Source organism: Mageeibacillus indolicus UPII9-5 (genome assembly GCF_000025225.2).
Lineage (GTDB): Bacteria > Bacillota > Clostridia > Saccharofermentanales > Fastidiosipilaceae > Mageeibacillus > Mageeibacillus indolicus.
In genome coordinates this window covers 692,271-710,115 of sequence record NC_013895.2, presented here as the reverse complement: position 1 = coordinate 710,115, position 17,845 = coordinate 692,271, and the positions used below count along the sequence as shown (strand labels likewise).

At 38.1% G+C, this 17,845-nt stretch carries 14 protein-coding genes and 1 tRNA gene; 8 read left to right on the top strand and 7 right to left on the bottom strand.

Going from position 1 to position 17,845, the window contains the following annotated elements:
* Positions 1-100: 100 nt before the first annotated feature.
* Positions 101-1,681 (top strand): potassium/proton antiporter, encoded by a 1,581-nt coding sequence (locus HMPREF0868_RS03205; RefSeq protein ID WP_012993265.1) that lies wholly within the window; start codon positions 101-103, stop codon positions 1,679-1,681.
* 103 nt (positions 1,682-1,784) lie between these two features.
* Here HMPREF0868_RS03205 and HMPREF0868_RS03200 read toward each other — a convergent pair whose 3' ends face one another.
* Positions 1,785-3,239 carry a sodium-dependent transporter gene (locus HMPREF0868_RS03200; RefSeq protein ID WP_012993264.1) on the bottom strand — a complete coding sequence of 485 codons (1,455 nt, stop codon included), beginning with the start codon at positions 3,237-3,239 and terminating at the stop codon, positions 1,785-1,787.
* A 167-nt stretch (positions 3,240-3,406) separates the two neighbouring features.
* On the opposite strand from HMPREF0868_RS03200, the gene HMPREF0868_RS03195 reads away from it, so the two are divergent.
* The 3 genes from HMPREF0868_RS03195 (at position 3,407) to HMPREF0868_RS03185 (ending at position 5,111) form a co-directional block, all read left to right on the top strand.
* Positions 3,407-4,261, top strand: a complete 855-nt coding sequence (locus tag HMPREF0868_RS03195) for an NAD(P)-dependent oxidoreductase (RefSeq protein WP_012993263.1) — start codon at positions 3,407-3,409, stop codon at positions 4,259-4,261.
* Positions 4,262-4,482: 221 nt separating this feature from the next.
* Positions 4,483-4,887, top strand: coding sequence for a pyridoxamine 5'-phosphate oxidase family protein (locus HMPREF0868_RS03190; protein ID WP_012993262.1), 405 nt, complete (start codon positions 4,483-4,485; stop codon positions 4,885-4,887).
* Positions 4,888-5,025: 138 nt separating this feature from the next.
* A tRNA-Leu gene (locus tag HMPREF0868_RS03185) sits at positions 5,026-5,111 on the top strand.
* 163 nt (positions 5,112-5,274) lie between these two features.
* Here HMPREF0868_RS03185 and HMPREF0868_RS03180 read toward each other — a convergent pair.
* On the bottom strand, positions 5,275-6,930 hold the full coding sequence (locus tag HMPREF0868_RS03180) for an amino acid ABC transporter ATP-binding/permease protein (protein ID WP_012993261.1): 1,656 nt from the start codon (positions 6,928-6,930) through the stop codon (positions 5,275-5,277).
* Positions 6,920-8,659, bottom strand: coding sequence for an ABC transporter ATP-binding protein/permease (locus tag HMPREF0868_RS03175; RefSeq protein ID WP_012993260.1), 1,740 nt, complete (start codon positions 8,657-8,659; stop codon positions 6,920-6,922). The genes HMPREF0868_RS03180 and HMPREF0868_RS03175 overlap by 11 nt, the downstream gene beginning before the upstream one ends.
* A 241-nt stretch (positions 8,660-8,900) precedes the next feature.
* Between HMPREF0868_RS03175 and HMPREF0868_RS03170 the strand changes: the two genes are divergently transcribed.
* From HMPREF0868_RS03170 to HMPREF0868_RS03160, 3 genes are all read left to right on the top strand, one after another.
* The gene (locus HMPREF0868_RS03170) at positions 8,901-9,470 is read left to right on the top strand and encodes a TetR/AcrR family transcriptional regulator (protein ID WP_012993259.1); all 570 of its coding nucleotides are present in this window, start codon (positions 8,901-8,903) and stop codon (positions 9,468-9,470) included.
* Positions 9,463-10,539 (top strand): DUF2871 domain-containing protein, encoded by a 1,077-nt coding sequence (locus HMPREF0868_RS03165; protein ID WP_012993258.1) that lies wholly within the window; start codon positions 9,463-9,465, stop codon positions 10,537-10,539. The genes HMPREF0868_RS03170 and HMPREF0868_RS03165 overlap by 8 nt, the downstream gene beginning before the upstream one ends.
* 477 nt (positions 10,540-11,016) lie before the next feature.
* Entirely contained in the window at positions 11,017-11,562 is a 546-nt protein-coding gene (locus tag HMPREF0868_RS03160; protein ID WP_012993257.1) for a glutathione peroxidase, read from the top strand.
* Between the two features lie 440 nt (positions 11,563-12,002).
* Here the strand turns inward: HMPREF0868_RS03160 and HMPREF0868_RS03155 are convergent, their stop codons facing one another.
* From HMPREF0868_RS03155 to HMPREF0868_RS03145, 3 genes are all read right to left on the bottom strand, one after another.
* On the bottom strand, positions 12,003-13,937 hold the full coding sequence (locus tag HMPREF0868_RS03155) for a hypothetical protein (protein ID WP_012993256.1): 1,935 nt from the start codon (positions 13,935-13,937) through the stop codon (positions 12,003-12,005).
* 180 nt (positions 13,938-14,117) lie between these two features.
* Entirely contained in the window at positions 14,118-14,351 is a 234-nt protein-coding gene (locus tag HMPREF0868_RS08650; RefSeq protein ID WP_242821318.1) for a hypothetical protein, read from the bottom strand.
* A gap of 457 nt (positions 14,352-14,808) precedes the next feature.
* Positions 14,809-15,018, bottom strand: coding sequence for a helix-turn-helix domain-containing protein (locus HMPREF0868_RS03145; protein ID WP_012993252.1), 210 nt, complete (start codon positions 15,016-15,018; stop codon positions 14,809-14,811).
* Positions 15,019-15,320: 302 nt separating this feature from the next.
* Here HMPREF0868_RS03145 and HMPREF0868_RS03135 point away from each other — a divergent pair, with 302 nt between their 5' ends.
* The gene (locus HMPREF0868_RS03135; RefSeq protein ID WP_157667967.1) at positions 15,321-15,701 is read left to right on the top strand and encodes a hypothetical protein; all 381 of its coding nucleotides are present in this window, start codon (positions 15,321-15,323) and stop codon (positions 15,699-15,701) included.
* Between the two features lie 539 nt (positions 15,702-16,240).
* Here the strand turns inward: HMPREF0868_RS03135 and guaA are convergent.
* Entirely contained in the window at positions 16,241-17,818 is a 1,578-nt protein-coding gene (guaA, locus tag HMPREF0868_RS03130) for a glutamine-hydrolyzing GMP synthase (protein WP_012993249.1), read from the bottom strand.
* Between the last annotated feature and the right edge of the window lie 27 nt (positions 17,819-17,845).

Genomic DNA, 17,845 nt, shown 5'->3' with positions numbered 1-17,845 from the left:
CTAAGCTGTAGTCATGGTAAAAAGAGTCATTATTTTATGTTATAATCTTTTTATTCTATTTTATCAATTATTGTAATGCACAGATTTGCCGGAGGTTATCTTGTATCTACTGTTTTTTTCCCTTATTCTGCTCCTGGCCTTATTAGCCATACGTCTCGCTAAGAAATCGGGGATCCCCGCCCTGTTGATATTTTTGACTCTCGGTATATTATTCAAATATCTCGGGATCGAATTCAACAATTTTCATGTAGCTGACAAGATTGCGAACTTGGCTCTGATGATCATTATGTTTTACGGCGGTTTCGGTACCAACTGGTCGATGGCCAAGCCTGTTGCCGCCCCGGCAATTACCTTGGCGACCCTCGGCGTAGTATTTACCGCTGGATTTACCGGCATATTTGCGCACTATATTCTCGGTTTGAAATTTTATGAAGCTATGTTACTTGGATCGATCGTCGCTTCCACCGATTTTGCTTCAGTTTCCAATATTTTGGTTTCAAAAAAGCTTAATCTGAAGTATAAAACCGCGCCTCTTTTAGAAATAGAGTCTGGCTCCAACGACCCCACCGCCTATACCTTGACGATGGTCTTCTTGTGCATACTGCTGAACCGCAAAATATCCGTTCCGTTGCTGATATTTCAGCAAATTTGTTTCGGTATCGCCTTGGGATTCATTGTCGGTTACCTATTTATTCATGTTATTAAAAAATTGCATTTGACAGAAGACGGACTGTTCAGCGTTTTTATAGCTGCCATAATGCTTGGAACTTACGCCATAACCGATTTTATCGGGGGTAATGGATATTTGGCTTTGTACATACTTGGCATATATATTGGCAACAAGGAGTTCCATCATAAAAAAGATGTCGTGTTTTTCTATGATGGAGTTACTCAACTGGTAGAAATAATCTTATTTTTTCTGCTGGGGCTTCTTTCTGATCCAGCCACGATAATTCACTTCCTACCACTTGGTTTCGTGCTAATGCTGTTTATGTTGCTGTTTGCTCGTCCGCTGACCGTTTCCATTCTCATGTTCAAGTTTAAAACAACTCTGCGGCAAAACCTTTTGATTTCATTTGCTGGCATACGTGGAGGAGCAGCGATCGCTTTTGCAATTATGGCCATAAACGCCGGAATTGCGCTGAACATCGACCTATTTCATTCAGTTTTTGCCGTTTGTCTGTTTTCCGCTCTGATTCAGGGGTCTTTGATGCCATGGGTAACCGGCCTGCTCAAAATGTACGATCCGGCCGACAGTGTCTTGAAAACTTTTAATTCCTATCAAATCAAATCTGGCTTCAACTTTATCACCGCAACCGTACGTGACGGGAATGCTTGGATAGAAAAAACGATCAAAGATTTAAATCCGCAATTCAATTTTATAATTGCCAAAATTGAGCGTGGGGGGAAGACGATCATTCCTCGCGGCGACACTTCCGTCAAAGCCGGTGACAGAATCGTCCTGGGCGGTGAAGCATACTTTGACTACAGCGGAGAAGAATTAAAAGAAATCAGACTTGCCGCAGATCATCCTTGGGTCGGTCACAAGTTGAAAGACCTGCCTATAGCTTCGGATCAGCTGATCATTATGATCCAACGTGATGAGCGGGAAATCATCACCCCAAACGGCGATACAGGTTTGGTGGCCGGAGATCGTTTGGTTATCTTGGAAAAATATTGAGTCCCGCCCATTCGCTTGCAACGTGAAGATGTGCTTACTTCCCAACCGAAAAATTAAGTCGAATTCAACCTCGCGTATTTTTAAGTGGCTGGCGACGAATATTTCAGAACAGCCGGCTAACCGCCATAACATAAATCAAAATTATAATTATCGGCAAAACATATTTAAAATATAATCTGCTCGTTTTTGGTAGTTTAAGGCCACGCCCCATATTAACTTCATTTAGAAAGGCATCGAAACCGATTCCATAACGGGTCACACAAAAGAACAGATAGAATAGCGAACCGAGGGGCAAAATATTAGCACTGACGATAAAGTCCGAAAGATCCATTATATTGTCAAAAAATCCGAACGGTTTAAAGGTAGACCAAATGTTGAATCCTAAAATATTCGGTATATTTAAGCAAAAAACAATGACTCCGGTTAACAGTATGCAGAGTTTTCGAGATCTGCCGGTCAATTCTACTAAACAAGAAACAATATTTTCCAGTACGGCAAGCAAAGTAGACAGTGCCGCAAAAGTCATGAAAACAAAGAACGCAACCGCAAAATACCGGCCATAGCTCATAGCTTGGAAAATACGCGGCAAGGTCACAAAAATAAGATTAGGTCCCTCGTCGGCCGGGATATTAAACGTAAACGCCGCCGGAAATATAATGAAACCGGATAAGACTGCCACCAGGGTGTCTAGAACACCGATCTGAACTGCCTCATTCAAAAGTGTCCTTTCACGACCGATGCGGCTGGCGAAAATTGCCATCGCCGAAACACCAAGGCTCAAGGTAAAGAAAGCCTGATTTAGGGCGTCAAATATAACTTTTGTCCATCCTATCGATTGAACATGTTTAAGGTTCGGCAACAGATAAAATTTCATCGCTGCCGGGGCTTCTTTAAGCTGCATACTTACCACGGCTAAAACGATTAGGATGATGAAAAGCAAACTCATCATGCCTTTGTTAAGTTTTTCGACGCCGCGATTAAATCCGAGGCTGCAAATGAGTAAGCAAATAAGGATTACAATGGCAGTGAACACAATCATACGCCCCGGATCGGAGAGTAAATAAGTAAAATATTTTGCCGGGTCAAATGTATTCCAGCTGCCCACGTCAGCAAATCGGCCATGAACAAAACCAACTACATAGTCAACCATCCAGCCCGCTATCATGGCGTAATAGCTAAGTAATATCAGGCAGCCGATCAGGGCTAAATACCCAACCCAAGGCCATTTATATGTCTTTTTTGGCTGCAGGACAGAAAACGACTTTATCGCGGTGCTTCGGCTCATGCGGCCGACTGCAAATTCACAAAGCATTACTGGCAAGCCTATTATAAGCAGGCAAAGCAAGTATACTAAGACAAATATAGCTCCGCCGTTTTTATAAACCATATATGGAAATCGCCAAACGTTACCGAGTCCTATAGCACAACCGGCTGCCAACAAAATGAAACCTAAACGCGATTGGAAATGAAGGCCGTGTCCGCTGCGTTTTTCAGTTATTTCGCTTAGTTCAGGGATCCGGCCTGCCTCTTGATTTTGTGAAAAATTTATTTTTGTCATCGTAATCCCCCGTCAAAGTTGAACTAAAATTAAATATAATTTTATATTTTAGCAAATAATGGTGTCTAACTTCAAGTTAATTTTAATTTTTGTAACACTTAGTTTAAATTTGTATCCAACCAACGCCGAAAGTATATAATATAAAAAAAAGGAAGTGGGGAATATTTATGAGAACAGCTTTCATTGGAACAGGTGTCATGGGTGCTCCTATGATCAAAAATCTTTTAAAAGCAGGCCATGCAGTAACCGTGTACAATCGGAGTCCGGCCAAAGCAAAAACTTTGGAGAAATTTGGGGCTAAAGCTGTAGAAAGTATTGATAACGCCATAGCGGAAGCCGATGCGATAATAACTATCGTCGGGTACCCCAAGGATGTGGAGGAATGTTATAACGCAATTATACCTAAGGCAAAAAAAGGGGCGATTCTCATTGATATGACCACCTCTTCACCTTCGCTAGCCAAGACAATTGCCGAAAGAGCAGCTGCAGCCGGACTGGAGGCTTTGGACGCTCCGGTTTCTGGGGGTGACATAGGGGCCAAAGAAGGGACACTGACCATCATGGTCGGAGGCGATAAAGCAACTTATGAAAAGGCTCTGCCGCTTTTTTCTGCCATGGGGAAAACAATAAATTATATCGGAGGCGCCGGCAGCGGTCAGCATTGTAAAATGGCAAACCAGATTGCGATTGCAGGAAACATTGCCGGTACAATGGAAGCGTTGACCTATGCCATACGCAATTGTCTCGATTTAGATGCTGTTTTAAGGGCTATTTCCAAAGGATCCGCAGCCTCTTTCCAACTCGATTATGGCTCACGGAAAATTACGGCCGGCGACTATGCCCCTGGCTTTTTTATCAAGCACTTTATTAAGGATATGCGCATTGCGCAAGCTGAAGCCATGCGGGAAGGACTTTTGTTACCGGTTTTACAGCAAGTATTACAAGAGTTTGAGTTTTTGGCAGCACGCGGCTACGGAGATTTAGGGACACAAGCCCTATTTAAATACTACAATGAGAACTGACTTTGATTAGGCACAGTTCGTACGGTTCGCACAGTTTATGCACCAAGTCGATTCGCGTTAAGTCTGATTATATCAGAGCCTAATTAAAAGTCCGGCTATTTAATAATTTTCCGTAAATGTATTGGATGGTACAAAAACAGGTGCCACTATACGGTATAATAATGATAAGACCTTGGAGAGGGTCAAAAATCACTACTACTATTAAAAAACGAGGTATTGAAATGGTTTCTTTTACAGAAGATATGAAGAAAATGATCGGTGAACAACTTTGCATGATCGCCACCTGCTCGGGAGATAATCTACCGAACATCGGGCCCAAACGTTCCGGCCGCGTTTACAATGATCACCAAATTATTTGGAATGAAAACACCAATAAGCAAATTATCAAAGATATTCGTAACGGTTCCAAGGTTGCTATTGCCGTGGTTGATTGGCCGAAGCTGAAGGGTTTCAGATTTGTTGGAACAGCTGAAATTTTTGAAGAAGGCTCAGAACCATACAAAGATTGTGAAGAAAAAGCACCGTCACTGCGCATGGGAAAACCTAAGCTGGCGGTTGTCTTCACCTGCGAAAAAATCTACTCACTTGATTCCGGAGCAAATGCCGGTGAATTATTGGCAGAGTAATTTACCTGACGGTACTCTCATTCCGTAAAGGAAACTGATTATCGTCTGAAAGTCCGAGCAGCTGTCATCTGTCTGCTCGGACTTTTTTCGCCTACCTCTTGCATTAAACAGCTTAATGCGTTATCATTATAGGGCGCTGCGGGAATGGTGGAATGGCAGACGCGCTAGCTTCAGGTGCTAGTGATCGCAAGATCGTGCAGGTTCAAGTCCTGTTTCCCGCACCAGATAAAAAAGGCAACTGTGAGTTGCCTTTTTTAGTTGATAATTTTATACATTGCGTTCGCTTATCCATTCATTTTTTATATTGGAGGGATATAATAACGTTTTTAGTTTTGACATGTTATTTCTGGTCGTAACCCCGAATTTTTAGCTCTATTTCATCCCGTTTTAAGAAATACGCCCGTTATCCATACAAAATACTTCCGTAGCTATGTTCACTGTAGATTGGCGATGTGAAACCAGCAAAACCGTTCGTCCGACGGTTTCATTTTGAATAGACCGTAAGATAATAGCTTCATTTAAACTATCCAAATTGCTCGTTGGCTCATCCAGCAACATGAACGGGGCCTTATGTAGGAATGCCCGTGCCAAACCAATACGTTGTCTCTCTCCACTGGACAAGTTTGATCCAGCCTCGCCGACCTGAGTTTCATAGCCTTGCGGAAGCGACATGACGAAATCATGCAAAGCTGCTTGCCTGGCCGCTGCTATGACCTCCTCATCTGTAGCTGTCAAGTCACCTATGCGAATGTTGTTGGCGACAGTGTCCTTAAACAGCTGAGTTTCCTGTGTCATATAGCTTTCAATTTCGCGCAGATTGGAAGTATTAATTCGGTTTATGTTGCGATTGGAAATCAAGATTTCACCTTTTTCGACCTGATGGAAACGCATTAAAAGTTTCAACAATGTTGATTTACCGCTGCCCGACTTCCCAACAATGCCGATTATTCTGTTTGGACGGAAAGTGAGGCTACAATCCTTTAAAATATCTTCAGTTTCGTAGCCAAATGTCACGCTTTTAACCGCAGCACCATCAAAGTCGACTTTGGGCTGTCCAGTAATTTCCTCCGTTGCGGGAATTTCATCTTGAATAGCCAGAACACGGGCTGCGGCGGCGAGCGTAGGAGCTAGGGTTGTCCCGAGATTCGCCAAGGCCGATACAGGGCCAAATGAAGACATTAAAGCTACAAGTGGAATGATAAACCCGGCCAAGTCAACCTGTCCGTTCATATACAGATGGCCGGACATAATAAGCATCCCAATATCAAATAACAAGATTACAGAATTGCTCAAGGCCGAATTAGTGGAAGCAAGGCTGCTCAGGCGTCCACGCTTTTTACTGAAATCCTCAGTTTTGGCGGTCATTTCGGCCAGCCTTTGTGCCCCGCAATTATATTGAATTGTTTCATCTAAACCACGAATATTTTCCAACATGTAGGCGGAGAGGTCACCGGCCTGCGCCCGCAATTCAGTCCCTGTCGTACCATTGCGCTTAGCGATTAAAACCGGCAAAATAAGTCCGACTGTCAGGAAAGCAAGTAAGGCCAATAGGCCAAGACGCAGATCAAAGCTGCCTATGAATATGCACATAACCGTAGAACTTAGTACGGCAATGCATACAGGGGAAATTGTATGGGCAAAGAACACTTCCAAAAGTTCAACATCTGAGGTTATAACACTGATTAAATCGCCTTTGTCCCGTACATCAAGCTTGGCTGGACAAAGTTTTCTCAGCGCACGAAACAATTTGTCTCTAATAACAGCAAGTAAAGTAAATGCGATATAGTGATTCGTCCACTGCTCACCCAGACGAAAAACGGCCCGCAATACAGCAAGGCAAGGTAAAATAATCCATAGTGTAGCCAAGCTGCGTGATGAATCGGTTGCTATACTAAAAATTGCCAAAGCTCCGACAATGGGAATGAATTGCGCCGCTAAAAAGCCTAATGTGCCCATAACGACCGCGAAAACCATGCGTCGAACCAAAGGGCCTACCAAACTAAGCAAGCGAAAAATAGTTTTTATTTTCGAATTATTTTTCATTATCCGACCTCCGTGCATAGTTTTCCAGTTCAACCTGAGTTTTCCAAAGAGCAGCATAACAGCCGTTAAGACGTATAAGCTCATCATGCTTGCCCTGTTCCTTTACTTTCCCATTTTCCAGGCAATAAATACAGTCAGCTTCAGCTACATTGGCCAAACGATGCGTAATCATAATAACGGTTTTAGACTTGGACAGCCGCCTGATCTCAGCTAAAATCGCATTTTCACTTTCACTGTCGATATTGCCGGTAGCCTCATCGAATAAATATATTGAGGAATCATGTAAAATAGCGCGGGCAAGTGCCAACCTCTGTCGCTGACCGCCGGACAAATTACCAGCATTCTCCGTCAACTTAGTTTCCAAACCCTCTTCATTTTTGAGGAATCCGGCCAGCCTACAGTCTTCTAGCACCTCCCACATGCGTTGTTCATCAGGCTCAGTCATGGCTAAAGCAAGATTTTCCCGCACTGTTCCTTTAAAAAGCACCGACGCTGCTCCGAGGTAAGTCACAACTTGCTTCAAGGCAGCAACCGATATTTCTGTTATCGACCGTCCGCCTATGGTTATTTCCCCGCTATCAGGGCAATTTCGGCCGTTAAGTAAATATGCCAAGGTTGATTTGCCACTGCCAGATTTACCTACAATACCGATAAACGACGGCGAAGGGATTGTGATATTAACCTTCTTCAAGGCTTCTCTGCCTTCAACATACGAAAATGATACGTTATGCAAAACGATCTTACCACCGACCAATGAAAGTTGCTTGGGAGGCGGATTCGGTGTATCCAAAAACTTTAAAATTTTCTCACCAGCCGCCATTCCGTTCATGGCAACATGGAAAAAACTGCCTAGACTACGCATTGGCAAGAAAAATTCCGCACTGAGCAAAAGCATGAAAATGCAAGCGGCAAGAGAAATTGTGTTACTTCGAAATGCTTGAACGGTTAGGATAATACCTAGAACCGCCCCGCCGTAGGACACCAAATCCATAATTACTAAAGAATTCAGCTGCATCGAAAGCACCGCCATTGTAACTTTGCGGAACCGCTCCGCTTCAATATTCATCTCTTCATTTTTTTTGGCATCAGCCATATATGTCTTCAGAGTAGTCAGGCCTTGTAAATTTTCCAGAAAAGAACTGCCAAGTTGCGTATATTGTCCCCAGTATTTGCGCAAAAGTCGTTTGGCAAATTTCTGAACTGCAATGATTGCAACCGGTATTAAGGGCACGCATGCAAGCAAAACAGCCCCGATTTTTAGGCCGCCGCAACCGGCAAAAAAGGCTGCCATAGTCAGCGGAGCAACAAAAGCATAAAATAATTGCGGCACATAGAGACCGAAATAGCTTTCCAGCTGTTCAACGCCCTCCACCCCGGCCTGAACCAACTCAGCAGCACTTGTAGTTTCGCGCCAAGTTGAGCCCAGTTGCAATAATTTTGCGTAAATTTTGCATCGCAAAACTTTTTTGATATTACGCGAAGCCAGATAACTCATCTTCGCCGCGGCTTTTCGCATTACAACCCGAAGAAAAATTAAAAAAAGCATCGCACCGACTGCCGTCTCCACAGCGAAAACAGATGACGATTTAAGGTAAAAATATTGAATCGTCGAGGCAATCAGCCAATAAAGTCCAGCGCTCAAAATAAGTTCCAGCCACTGAAAAAAGATATTACCGGCAATAAAACGTTTACTCTCCGGACAAATTTGCAACAGTCTTCGGTCAAGCATAAGTCTTCCCTACTCCTTGTAATTTCTAACAGCTTAACAAATTTCCGGCTTAATTAACATGATAAATTATAAGTAAATAAGCGTGGAATAACTTTTATCGGCAAAATATATATTCAGGTTGGCGGCATGTAAAAATGTCGTCCAACTAAGGTGGTTTGACAAATACGACCGATCGAGGTATATTAAGCCGGAAATGACACTGTGTCATTTAACAATGCCACAACAAGGAGTTCACGCGAAGATGCCTAAAACTACTTTTTTCAACCTAAAAGAAGACAAAAAAGCTCAAATCGTCCAATCCTTAATTAAAGAGTTTGAAGCTAAAACAATGTCGGAAGCCACCGTAAAAGATATTGTTGAGGCCTTGGAAATCCCACGTGGAAGTTTTTACCAATATTTTTTCAGTCTAGAAGAAGCTTATTTCTACATTCTAGATTTAAAATTCGATTTTATTCACCTGGAATTTTTAAAAATATATACTGCTAAGTCAAATAATTTAAGACAGGCTCTATTGGAATACGGGCAATTTTTGGCGAAAGAAATATATAAACCAGAAAATTATAAACTATTTCGCAACCGCTATCTAACTTGGAATGCACGGTTGGAGCGCGACCGTCAAGCCTATCTTGCCCAATTCCCCCGCAATGAAGAGTACTTAAAGTTGATGTCGGATAAGAAGCTGAGCATCATCGGGGCTTTGGTGCATCACCTAATCCAAAAATTATTCAACAATGAGTGGGGAAAAGCTACATTTCTCAAAGAGTATGAGGAATTAGTTAATTTTATTATGGGAGGAATAAATTATGTTTAAATTGTTTGAGGTCTATTTCGATTTAATTTATCTGTCCTTAATGTTCGGGATGGGATTGCGTACTCTATTGGAAAAAGGTAAAAGTCGCAAGTTGTTGGCCGCAATGGCAATTTTATTAGCAGCAGGTGATGCCTGCCATCTTCTACCTCGCGTGTATGCTCACTTATCACCGGGCGGTTTGGCGGCTTATACCTATTACCTTTCTTATGGACAAATGATTACCGGCTTAACAATGAGTGTATTTTACCTACTGTTTTTGTTTTATTATCAGGAAAAAGGTGGCAAGATTACCCCGATGCGCCGCTATATATTCTTTGCCCTGTTTGCCTTGCGCATATTGTTCGTCTTGTTGCCAAACAATAACTGGGGCGGCGAAAGTCCGTATTACATGGCTCTGTTACGGAATGCACCTTTTCTGCTCATGGGGATCGCTTTGATCGTTTGGATGCAACAAGAACAAAGTTTACCTACATTGCGTCAAAGCAGTCTTTTCATCGGCGGCAGTTTCTTGTTTTACGCTCTCGTTGTTCTATTCGTACCGTTTATTCCTATTTTTGGTGCTTTTATGATGCCGAAAACCGTTTGCTACATTCTTCTTATTTTCGGGCTGTACAAAGAAGAGACCGGAAATTTCAGCCGCTACAGTTTTTTGAAAGCCTCGCTTACCTGCCTTGAATTAGCTCTTATTTTGGGGGTTTTTTATCGTGAATTTACCAAACTGTTTTCTTATCAATCCACAAATAAATTGGTTTTGGGGCATCCTCATATGTTGATCTTGGGTTTCGTGATCTTTTTACTCCTCTACCTCTTGGCCACAATTGAAAAATTAGATGTAAAATATATCAAAAAGTCTTACGTTGTTTATATTTTAGGTCTTGCCTATTTCATCGCCTCGATCCTTTTGAGAGGGATATATCAAGTTGCCGCGCATGGACATACAGTATATGCCGACTCGATCATCGCCGGATTCGCCGGTATCGGTCACCTTGTTTTGGGAGTAAGTTTGATCTCTATTTGCATGGCAGTACTCAAAAGCTTGCGCGTTAATAAGTCCATCCGGCCATATTAAGCAAAACAAATTTTGGTTTTCTTCTATGTTTATTACAATAAATCATCTGAGGTATTCTAATTGCAACAAGACCGCAGCTTTTAACTACGGTCTTGTTTTTTGTAAGTTTTTCCTAGCTGTACAAAACATTCTACATTTTGCTAGACAAATATTCTTAATGACCTATCTAACTCTTGAAATGGATATTTTTAGGCATCTTGCTCTCCGGCATATCGGAGTGCTTAGTCTAATTTCTCTTGTAGAATCTTCATTATCTATTATATTAGCAACTAAATTATTAAGATATCAAAACAAAATAGCACATATAGTCTGAGAAGAGTAAAGAAAATTCAAAAATAATTACAAAAACAAAATATATTTTGCCAATGCACTTGTGCAAAATATAAAAATGTAATATTATGCAAGCAAATGAAAAAATAGTCTAATTGTTTTTAATCAAGCAATCGATATTTAAATTAATTTTTAAGGAGGGTTAATATGACAGAAATTTATAATTATAGCGTTAAAAACCAAAAGGGTGAAGATATTTCTTTAAATCAATTCAAAGGAAAAGTATTATTGATAGTAAACACAGCAACAGGTTGCGGGTTTACTCCTCAATATAAAAAATTAGAAGAAATATTTGAAAAATATCATTACCAAGGATTTGAAATAATAGATATCCCTTGTAATCAATTTGCAGGTCAAACACCTGGAACTGATGAAGAAATAACTAATTTTTGCACGCTAAAGTATGGTACAAAGTTCCCACAAATGGCTAAATCCAATGTAAATGGTGATGATGCTTTACCATTATTTGAGTATTTAAAAAGCCAAAAAGGATTTTCTGGATTTGGAAAAGGACCAAAAGCATTGATGATGTCAGTAATGTTAAAAAAGATTGATAAAGATTATAAAAATAATCCAGATATCAAATGGAATTTTACAAAGTTTTTAGTAGATCGTGATGGAAATGTAGTTTCTCGTTTTGAACCAACTGAAAGCATGCATGAAGTTGCAAAAGCAGTTGAATCATTATTATGATTGATAATCTTAAATCTGATAGAAGATCCTATCGAATTTTTAAAAGATGGTTTAGAAATTTCAAAATATGAAGTAGATAATTTTTCTATTTCTTCTCTCAAGTAATCAATATCTTTCTTGTAAATGACACCACTTGTATTAGTGGCTTTTGCAATCTGGTTTATATTATTTGTTACATTTGAAAGTAGCCGTTGGAGATGTCAAAATAAATCAATCATCGTAATATCTACGCAAAAGACCGCAGTCTAAAAACTACGGTCTTTTTTTGTCCAAATGTAAACCACTTGGAACTATTATTCCCATTCTTCTTTTCCAAACGTCCAATATATCCCAAACCATTCAAAATACTGGATTCTATTTTTTGTAGTATCACTAAATCTACCTAATTATAGGACGTTTTCAGATTTTTAGTCCCGTCCCAGTCCCAGTACCAGATAAATTTATAAATTATCATCGTTTGTCAAATCATCTTTTAAGCAAAACTCTTCATTAATTTTGATAACCATTAAAGCAAAAATCTTTAACAATTGATAATAATCACTTTCATGTTCTTCTATGCGTTGAGTATTATTACCATGTAAATACTTATTTCTAATAGCAGGTCCATTATCAAATTGCCTGTCATTAAGAATATAGTTTAAATAATCCTGCTCTGGTTTGGAAAAAAGTGTAGATTCAAATATAACTTTTTTATTAGTGATTAACTCGTCTAATAAATCACTATTTTTGTAATAGGATAAGCATATCACATCATTATTATAAAAATCCTCTAAAATTCTCACTATTTCCATTCTAAAACGTATATATCCATATTTATCTTCATGAATAATATTTTTATCTTTTAGCCAGTTTAGGCTTAAAACCTGATACTCAAAGAAATCCGAAAATAACATATCCTCATTCTTTATTAAATCTGCAAAATTATTATAATCTTTCTTGCTTTCAACATAAGCTAGTTCGGATTGATCCGAAAACAATAAGTACGAAATATTTAATAATTCTGTATCGACTATGTATCCATATTTTTTTACAAAAAAACTTGGAATATCTTCTATTAATGGTGAGTTTCTTGATATTTCTAATAATTCCATATCTATCTCCCCATTATTAACAAAAAACATAAATTGTCTTAAAATTGAATCCAACTCGGAACACATTGTTCTCATTTTTTCCAAAAAAGATGATTCCGAACTTGGTATTAATAAAGAAAAACCTTCTGCTTTGAACTCTTTATTCAGGTATTCTTCAAAAAACCACTTGAAAATATTTTCCAATCTTTTGTCTAATTTATGAAGTTCATTATAATATGCTCTAATTTGCATACTAGATATCATTTCTTTAAGCATAAAGGATGCTCCAATCGCGTACTCTCTATTTCCTTTTACGCCAACTAATCTTTCAAGACTTCCAATGTGATTTTTATTTGATGGAAAAGTTGATCTGAAAAAACGATCTACATATTCAAAAAGATATATGAAATTATTTAGTAGTGTTGGATTATCTAAATTTTCTTCTAACCATAAACGACTATATATAATTTTGGGATTCAATTCATCTTCATAAGAAACATCAATCTCTTCTTTGTTATTAGAAAAGCCCACAATAGCTCCAAATGAAAATCCTGTACCAGATTCAAAGCTTTTTTCAACAATTCTTTCATGTTGTCTTTTTGACTTTAATCGAATTTTATCACTAATAGGAAACTCTTTTGTCCCTCGAGATTTAGAAAGTAGAAATAAATAATTCGGGTTAGCATCTTCTCTATCAATATACTTTTCTATTATTTTGATTCTCCGATTTGTTTGTAATGCACTTGGAATATAGTATATCTTATGGTTTCTTTCTTTACTTGCTAGATGATGCGAAATCAAAATCTCAGCACTAGACTTAGATTGCTTCATATAATCACTAATTTCATTATTATAATATTGAACTATGTCCTTATGCTCTAAGATTATATAAAGTGGAACATTAAATATTTCTAACAAACTTATAAATTCTTCAGGAGATATATTTTTATAAATTTTATATGTCTCAAACACATCCCAAAAAGAATCCCTATAGTGAATGCTAGTTTCAGGATAAAAAGTTTTAATACATAAGTAATCAATGTCAGAAAAAAATCTTCCTATTATGGGTCTGAAACTATTTGCCACTGAGGTTAATTTCCTATAGTACTCTTCACTCCATGACTGCAACATAACCTTAGAATCAAATAATAAACAAATATTATACATTTCCAAAATATTGTTTATTGTATATCCCGTATTGGTTTCATCAAAAACATTAATTATTTTTTCAGCTTTTTCCAAGTTCCTTCCAATGCTCAAATCCGATTTGCTATAAAACTTTGCTCCAATATACTGTGAATCCATCGATTCAACCTCTTTTCTAACATTATTTAACCTCAACTACACTCATCTTTGATCTTAATTTTCTCTTATTATATCCTATTGTTTTGCTTATCTCAAAACAAGTCGTATCATATCATTAAAATTATCAGAACAATTATACTTCTTTTTTGAAAAATTTTTATTATATAAATTCGCCATACTCTACCTCACTTTATTTACCAAACTATTAACTAAATCTTCATCTTCTATCTTTGTAATTCCAAAGCTCTTTTTACCAGCATCTTTGATAGAAGCTCCAATATGATAAACTTCTACTTTATCTATGATTAAAAATCTATCGTGAAAATCTGTTGTAGTTTTAACTGATAGCTTTGGATATTGAGCATTAAATTTCGTTATATCTTTTGTTGATAGATTTCCTTTTCCTGCTGTCATAATTACAACATCTACACTCTTATTCTTCTTGCAAAGAATATTTAAGGTGTTGACATCGACATAGTTGTCAATCAAAATTATTTCTTAATTAGCCTTTTTAACAAGTCCTACAATAAAGCTAAACGCGTCATAAATTTGCCCATCGAAAAAAATATTTTGCTTAACCTCAGTATTGGTAGCTAAATAATTAAATACTTCTTCCAGCTTCTTATCTGTTTCCAATTGCTTTAACTCAACCCTATCCAATCTTGAAATCAGCTATTGATTGGAAATCAAAAATCTTCTCATCTCCACAAAGCTATTCATAATTTTAATACTGACTTCGACTGCTACATCACTTTTAAGAACAGCAGAAAGCATGGCGATACCTTGTTCTGTAAATACATATGTCATATATCTTCTGCCACCATAATTATTATTGGAACTTGAGCTTCCATTTTGTCACCTCAAGTTTTGTTTATTTCTTTTTCTCTATAATTGAAACCATATCTCCAAAATCAATACCTAATTTGGTTCCAATACGATATAAAACATCCATGCTAACAAACTCTCCTCTGCCCATTTTGGATATAGTTGCAGGAGATAATTCACAAGCATTTGCCAAAGCTTTTTTATTCATATTTTTGTCTATTAAAACTTTCCACAATCCATTATAACTGACTTTCATATTTTCACTCCTTAATTATAGGTTTATGAAGTTATTTTATATATTATAGCATTTTTTACTATATTTTTTAAGAGCTAAATTTTGAAAGAAGTTTATTTTTGTATCCAACAAATTACTTCTTCCTCTTCAGTAATAATGAATGTAAAACCCCTTGCCTTTTGAGAACAGTATACCTGTGATTATTTATTGGAGCATATTAGTACTTATTACCATATTTTTTCTGTTCAAAAATATGGATAAATTAGAAAACTATCGAAATGAAATGATTAGAATGATAGATAATGAAATATGTGAAATATTAATTGAAAATAATGTTGGCTATCAAAAAAAAAAAAAAAAAAAAAAAAAAAAATATTAACGTTATTGAGTATTTTAAGTTGGAATTGGAGCCTATAAATGAAGTACATAAAGAATATCCAATATTAAACTCGATATCATCATTTGGAGCAAATTTGTTTTCTTTGATATTAGGAATCATTGCTTGTAGTTTAATAGATAAAAAATTAATTCAAAATGGGGTTAAAATATATGGAATAGCAATAGCAGTTTTAATACTTGTTTTCATTGTAATCGTAATAATAAAAACATATATTTACTTTAATAGAAAAGATAAATATGCAGATCAAACTCGAAAATTAATTATAGAGTTGAAGCGAATAAAATTATTAAATAGAATCATGTAAGTACAAAAGTAGATATAAATATGCTTCTAATGAATGCAAACTTAAAATAAAGTATTATTAATAATTCAATTTAACGGATAAGAAATAAATTCAATCGTTTTATGCTCAAAATTTGAAATAATAGTTGGGGATGAATGAAAAACATTGCTAAAAAACTATAAATGAACAATCACAATAGCAGTCTAAGTAATTGATATAACACTATTGCTTGATAAGGCACTTGAATATATTATTCTGATAATAATGACCGTGTTTTGTACATCTAACATAGTTTTAAAAAAGGGATTATGATAGTAGAAAATGTAGTATTGGTGTTAGGTACGATTTTTCACTTTAATTTACAGACAATTTCAAGTTTATGAGTTATAGAACAAAAAGACCGTAACAACTAAGCTACGGTATTTTGTATTTTCTTGTAAAGCCACTGGGAGCTATTACTCAATTTATTACTTTTGAAATCTTTACCCAATTTTGTCCCAGTCGCTCGTTTCAATAGACTCAAAAGCCTAGTTTTAAGCCATTTCTATGATTTTTTGCTGTTATTCCCATTCGATCGTCGCTGGCGGTTTGCCTGTAACATCATACACAACCCGATTAATCCCTTTGACCTCATTTACGATACGGTAACTCACCTTTTCGAGCAACTCCCATGGCAGTTTTGCCCACTCCCCTGTCATGAAATCATTAGTTATGATGGCGCGTAAAGCTGCAATATAGTCATAAGTCCGTGCATCACCCATGACGCCCACTGATTTAAGTGGTGTGAGGACGGCAAAGTACTGCGAAATTTGCCGGTGCAGACCGAAATTGAAAATTTCCTCACGGAAAATAGCGTCGGCGGCGCGCAAAATATTCAACTTGGCTTCGGTAATTTCACCCAAAACACGAACCGCCAAGCCCGGTCCGGGGAATGGTTGACGCCAAGCCAATTCTTCCGGCATCCCCAAAGTCATGCCGACTTTTCGTACTTCGTCTTTGAAAAGATTTCGCAACGGCTCTATAATCGCTTTAAAATTAATCTTATCCGGCAGGCCTCCGACGTTGTGATGGCTTTTGATTACGGCCGCCTTATCCGTACCACTTTCGATAACGTCCGGATAAATCGTTCCCTGTACCAAATAATCAACATTGTGATATTCGTCAGCAATTCTTTCAAATACTTTAATAAATTCGGCGCCAATAATTTTACGTTTTTTCTCCGGGTCGGCAACACCTTGCAAAGCAGTCAAAAACTGTTGTTTGGCATCAATACGCCGAATATTCATATTGTAATTTTTCCCAAAAACTTCCATAACCTGCTCCGACTCGCCCAAGCGTAGCAAGCCATGATCAACGAAAATGCACGTCAGATTGTTACCGATGGCTTTATGAACAAGCAAGGCCGCAACCGCTGAATCAACTCCGCCACTGAATGCACAAATCACTTTTGCCGATCCTATCGCCTCACACAATTTTTTAACCATGGCACCAGCAAAATCATTCATCGACCAGCTGCCTTTCGCGCGGCAAACTTTATAAATAAAATTGTCCAACATTGTTCTGCCTTCTAAGGTATGTTCGACTTCAGGATGAAACTGGATGCCATAAATTTTGCGTTTTTCGTCGGCATAAGCTGCAATCGGGCAAGTTTCTGAGGCCGCCAACACAGTGAAGCCGTTCGGCAGGGAAATTATTTGGTCACGATGGCTCATCCAAACTTGTGTCGTCGAGGCGACAGAAGCCAATAACGTGCCGTTGTCTTTAACTTGAACTTCACGTTTGCCGTATTCACCTTTGCCGGCCGCCACCACTTTGCCGCCCATAATATGAGCCAACCACTGAGCTCCATAGCAAATTCCCAGCAGCGGTATGCCTAAAGTAATGATACCCATGTCAGCGCTTATCCCGGCTTCATCATAGACGGAGTTCGGACCCCCGCTTAAAATCACACCGCAATATCCTCCGGCAACAATTGTCGCGGCTGAGGTCTCTGCCGGCAAAATTTCGCAGTAAACCCCGGCTTCTCTGACGCGACGTGCGATCAATTGTTTATACTGTCCGCCGAAATCCAGCACAGCTATTTTTTCGTCTATCAGTCCAGCATGGCTCAAATCCAAGTTTAAAATCTGTTTACTCATATTTCTCTCGTTTCTTAATGATTTAAC

Excerpts from the sequence above, each read along its gene's own strand:
- HMPREF0868_RS03200 (WP_012993264.1), bottom strand. The coding sequence starts at position 3,239 with ATGACAAAAATAAATTTTTCACAAAATCAAGAGGCAGGCCGGATCCCT.
- HMPREF0868_RS03195 (WP_012993263.1), top strand. The coding sequence starts at position 3,407 with ATGAGAACAGCTTTCATTGGAACAGGTGTCATGGGTGCTCCTATGATC.
- HMPREF0868_RS03190 (WP_012993262.1), top strand. The coding sequence starts at position 4,483 with ATGGTTTCTTTTACAGAAGATATGAAGAAAATGATCGGTGAACAACTT.
- HMPREF0868_RS03180 (WP_012993261.1), bottom strand. The coding sequence starts at position 6,930 with ATGAAAAATAATTCGAAAATAAAAACTATTTTTCGCTTGCTTAGTTTG.
- HMPREF0868_RS03175 (WP_012993260.1), bottom strand. The coding sequence starts at position 8,659 with ATGCTTGACCGAAGACTGTTGCAAATTTGTCCGGAGAGTAAACGTTTT.
- HMPREF0868_RS03170 (WP_012993259.1), top strand. The coding sequence starts at position 8,901 with ATGCCTAAAACTACTTTTTTCAACCTAAAAGAAGACAAAAAAGCTCAA.
- HMPREF0868_RS03165 (WP_012993258.1), top strand. The coding sequence starts at position 9,463 with ATGTTTAAATTGTTTGAGGTCTATTTCGATTTAATTTATCTGTCCTTA.
- HMPREF0868_RS03160 (WP_012993257.1), top strand. The coding sequence starts at position 11,017 with ATGACAGAAATTTATAATTATAGCGTTAAAAACCAAAAGGGTGAAGAT.
- HMPREF0868_RS03155 (WP_012993256.1), bottom strand. The coding sequence starts at position 13,937 with ATGGATTCACAGTATATTGGAGCAAAGTTTTATAGCAAATCGGATTTG.
- HMPREF0868_RS08650 (WP_242821318.1), bottom strand. The coding sequence starts at position 14,351 with ATGACAGCAGGAAAAGGAAATCTATCAACAAAAGATATAACGAAATTT.
- HMPREF0868_RS03145 (WP_012993252.1), bottom strand. The coding sequence starts at position 15,018 with ATGAAAGTCAGTTATAATGGATTGTGGAAAGTTTTAATAGACAAAAAT.
- guaA (WP_012993249.1), bottom strand. The coding sequence starts at position 17,818 with ATGAGTAAACAGATTTTAAACTTGGATTTGAGCCATGCTGGACTGATA.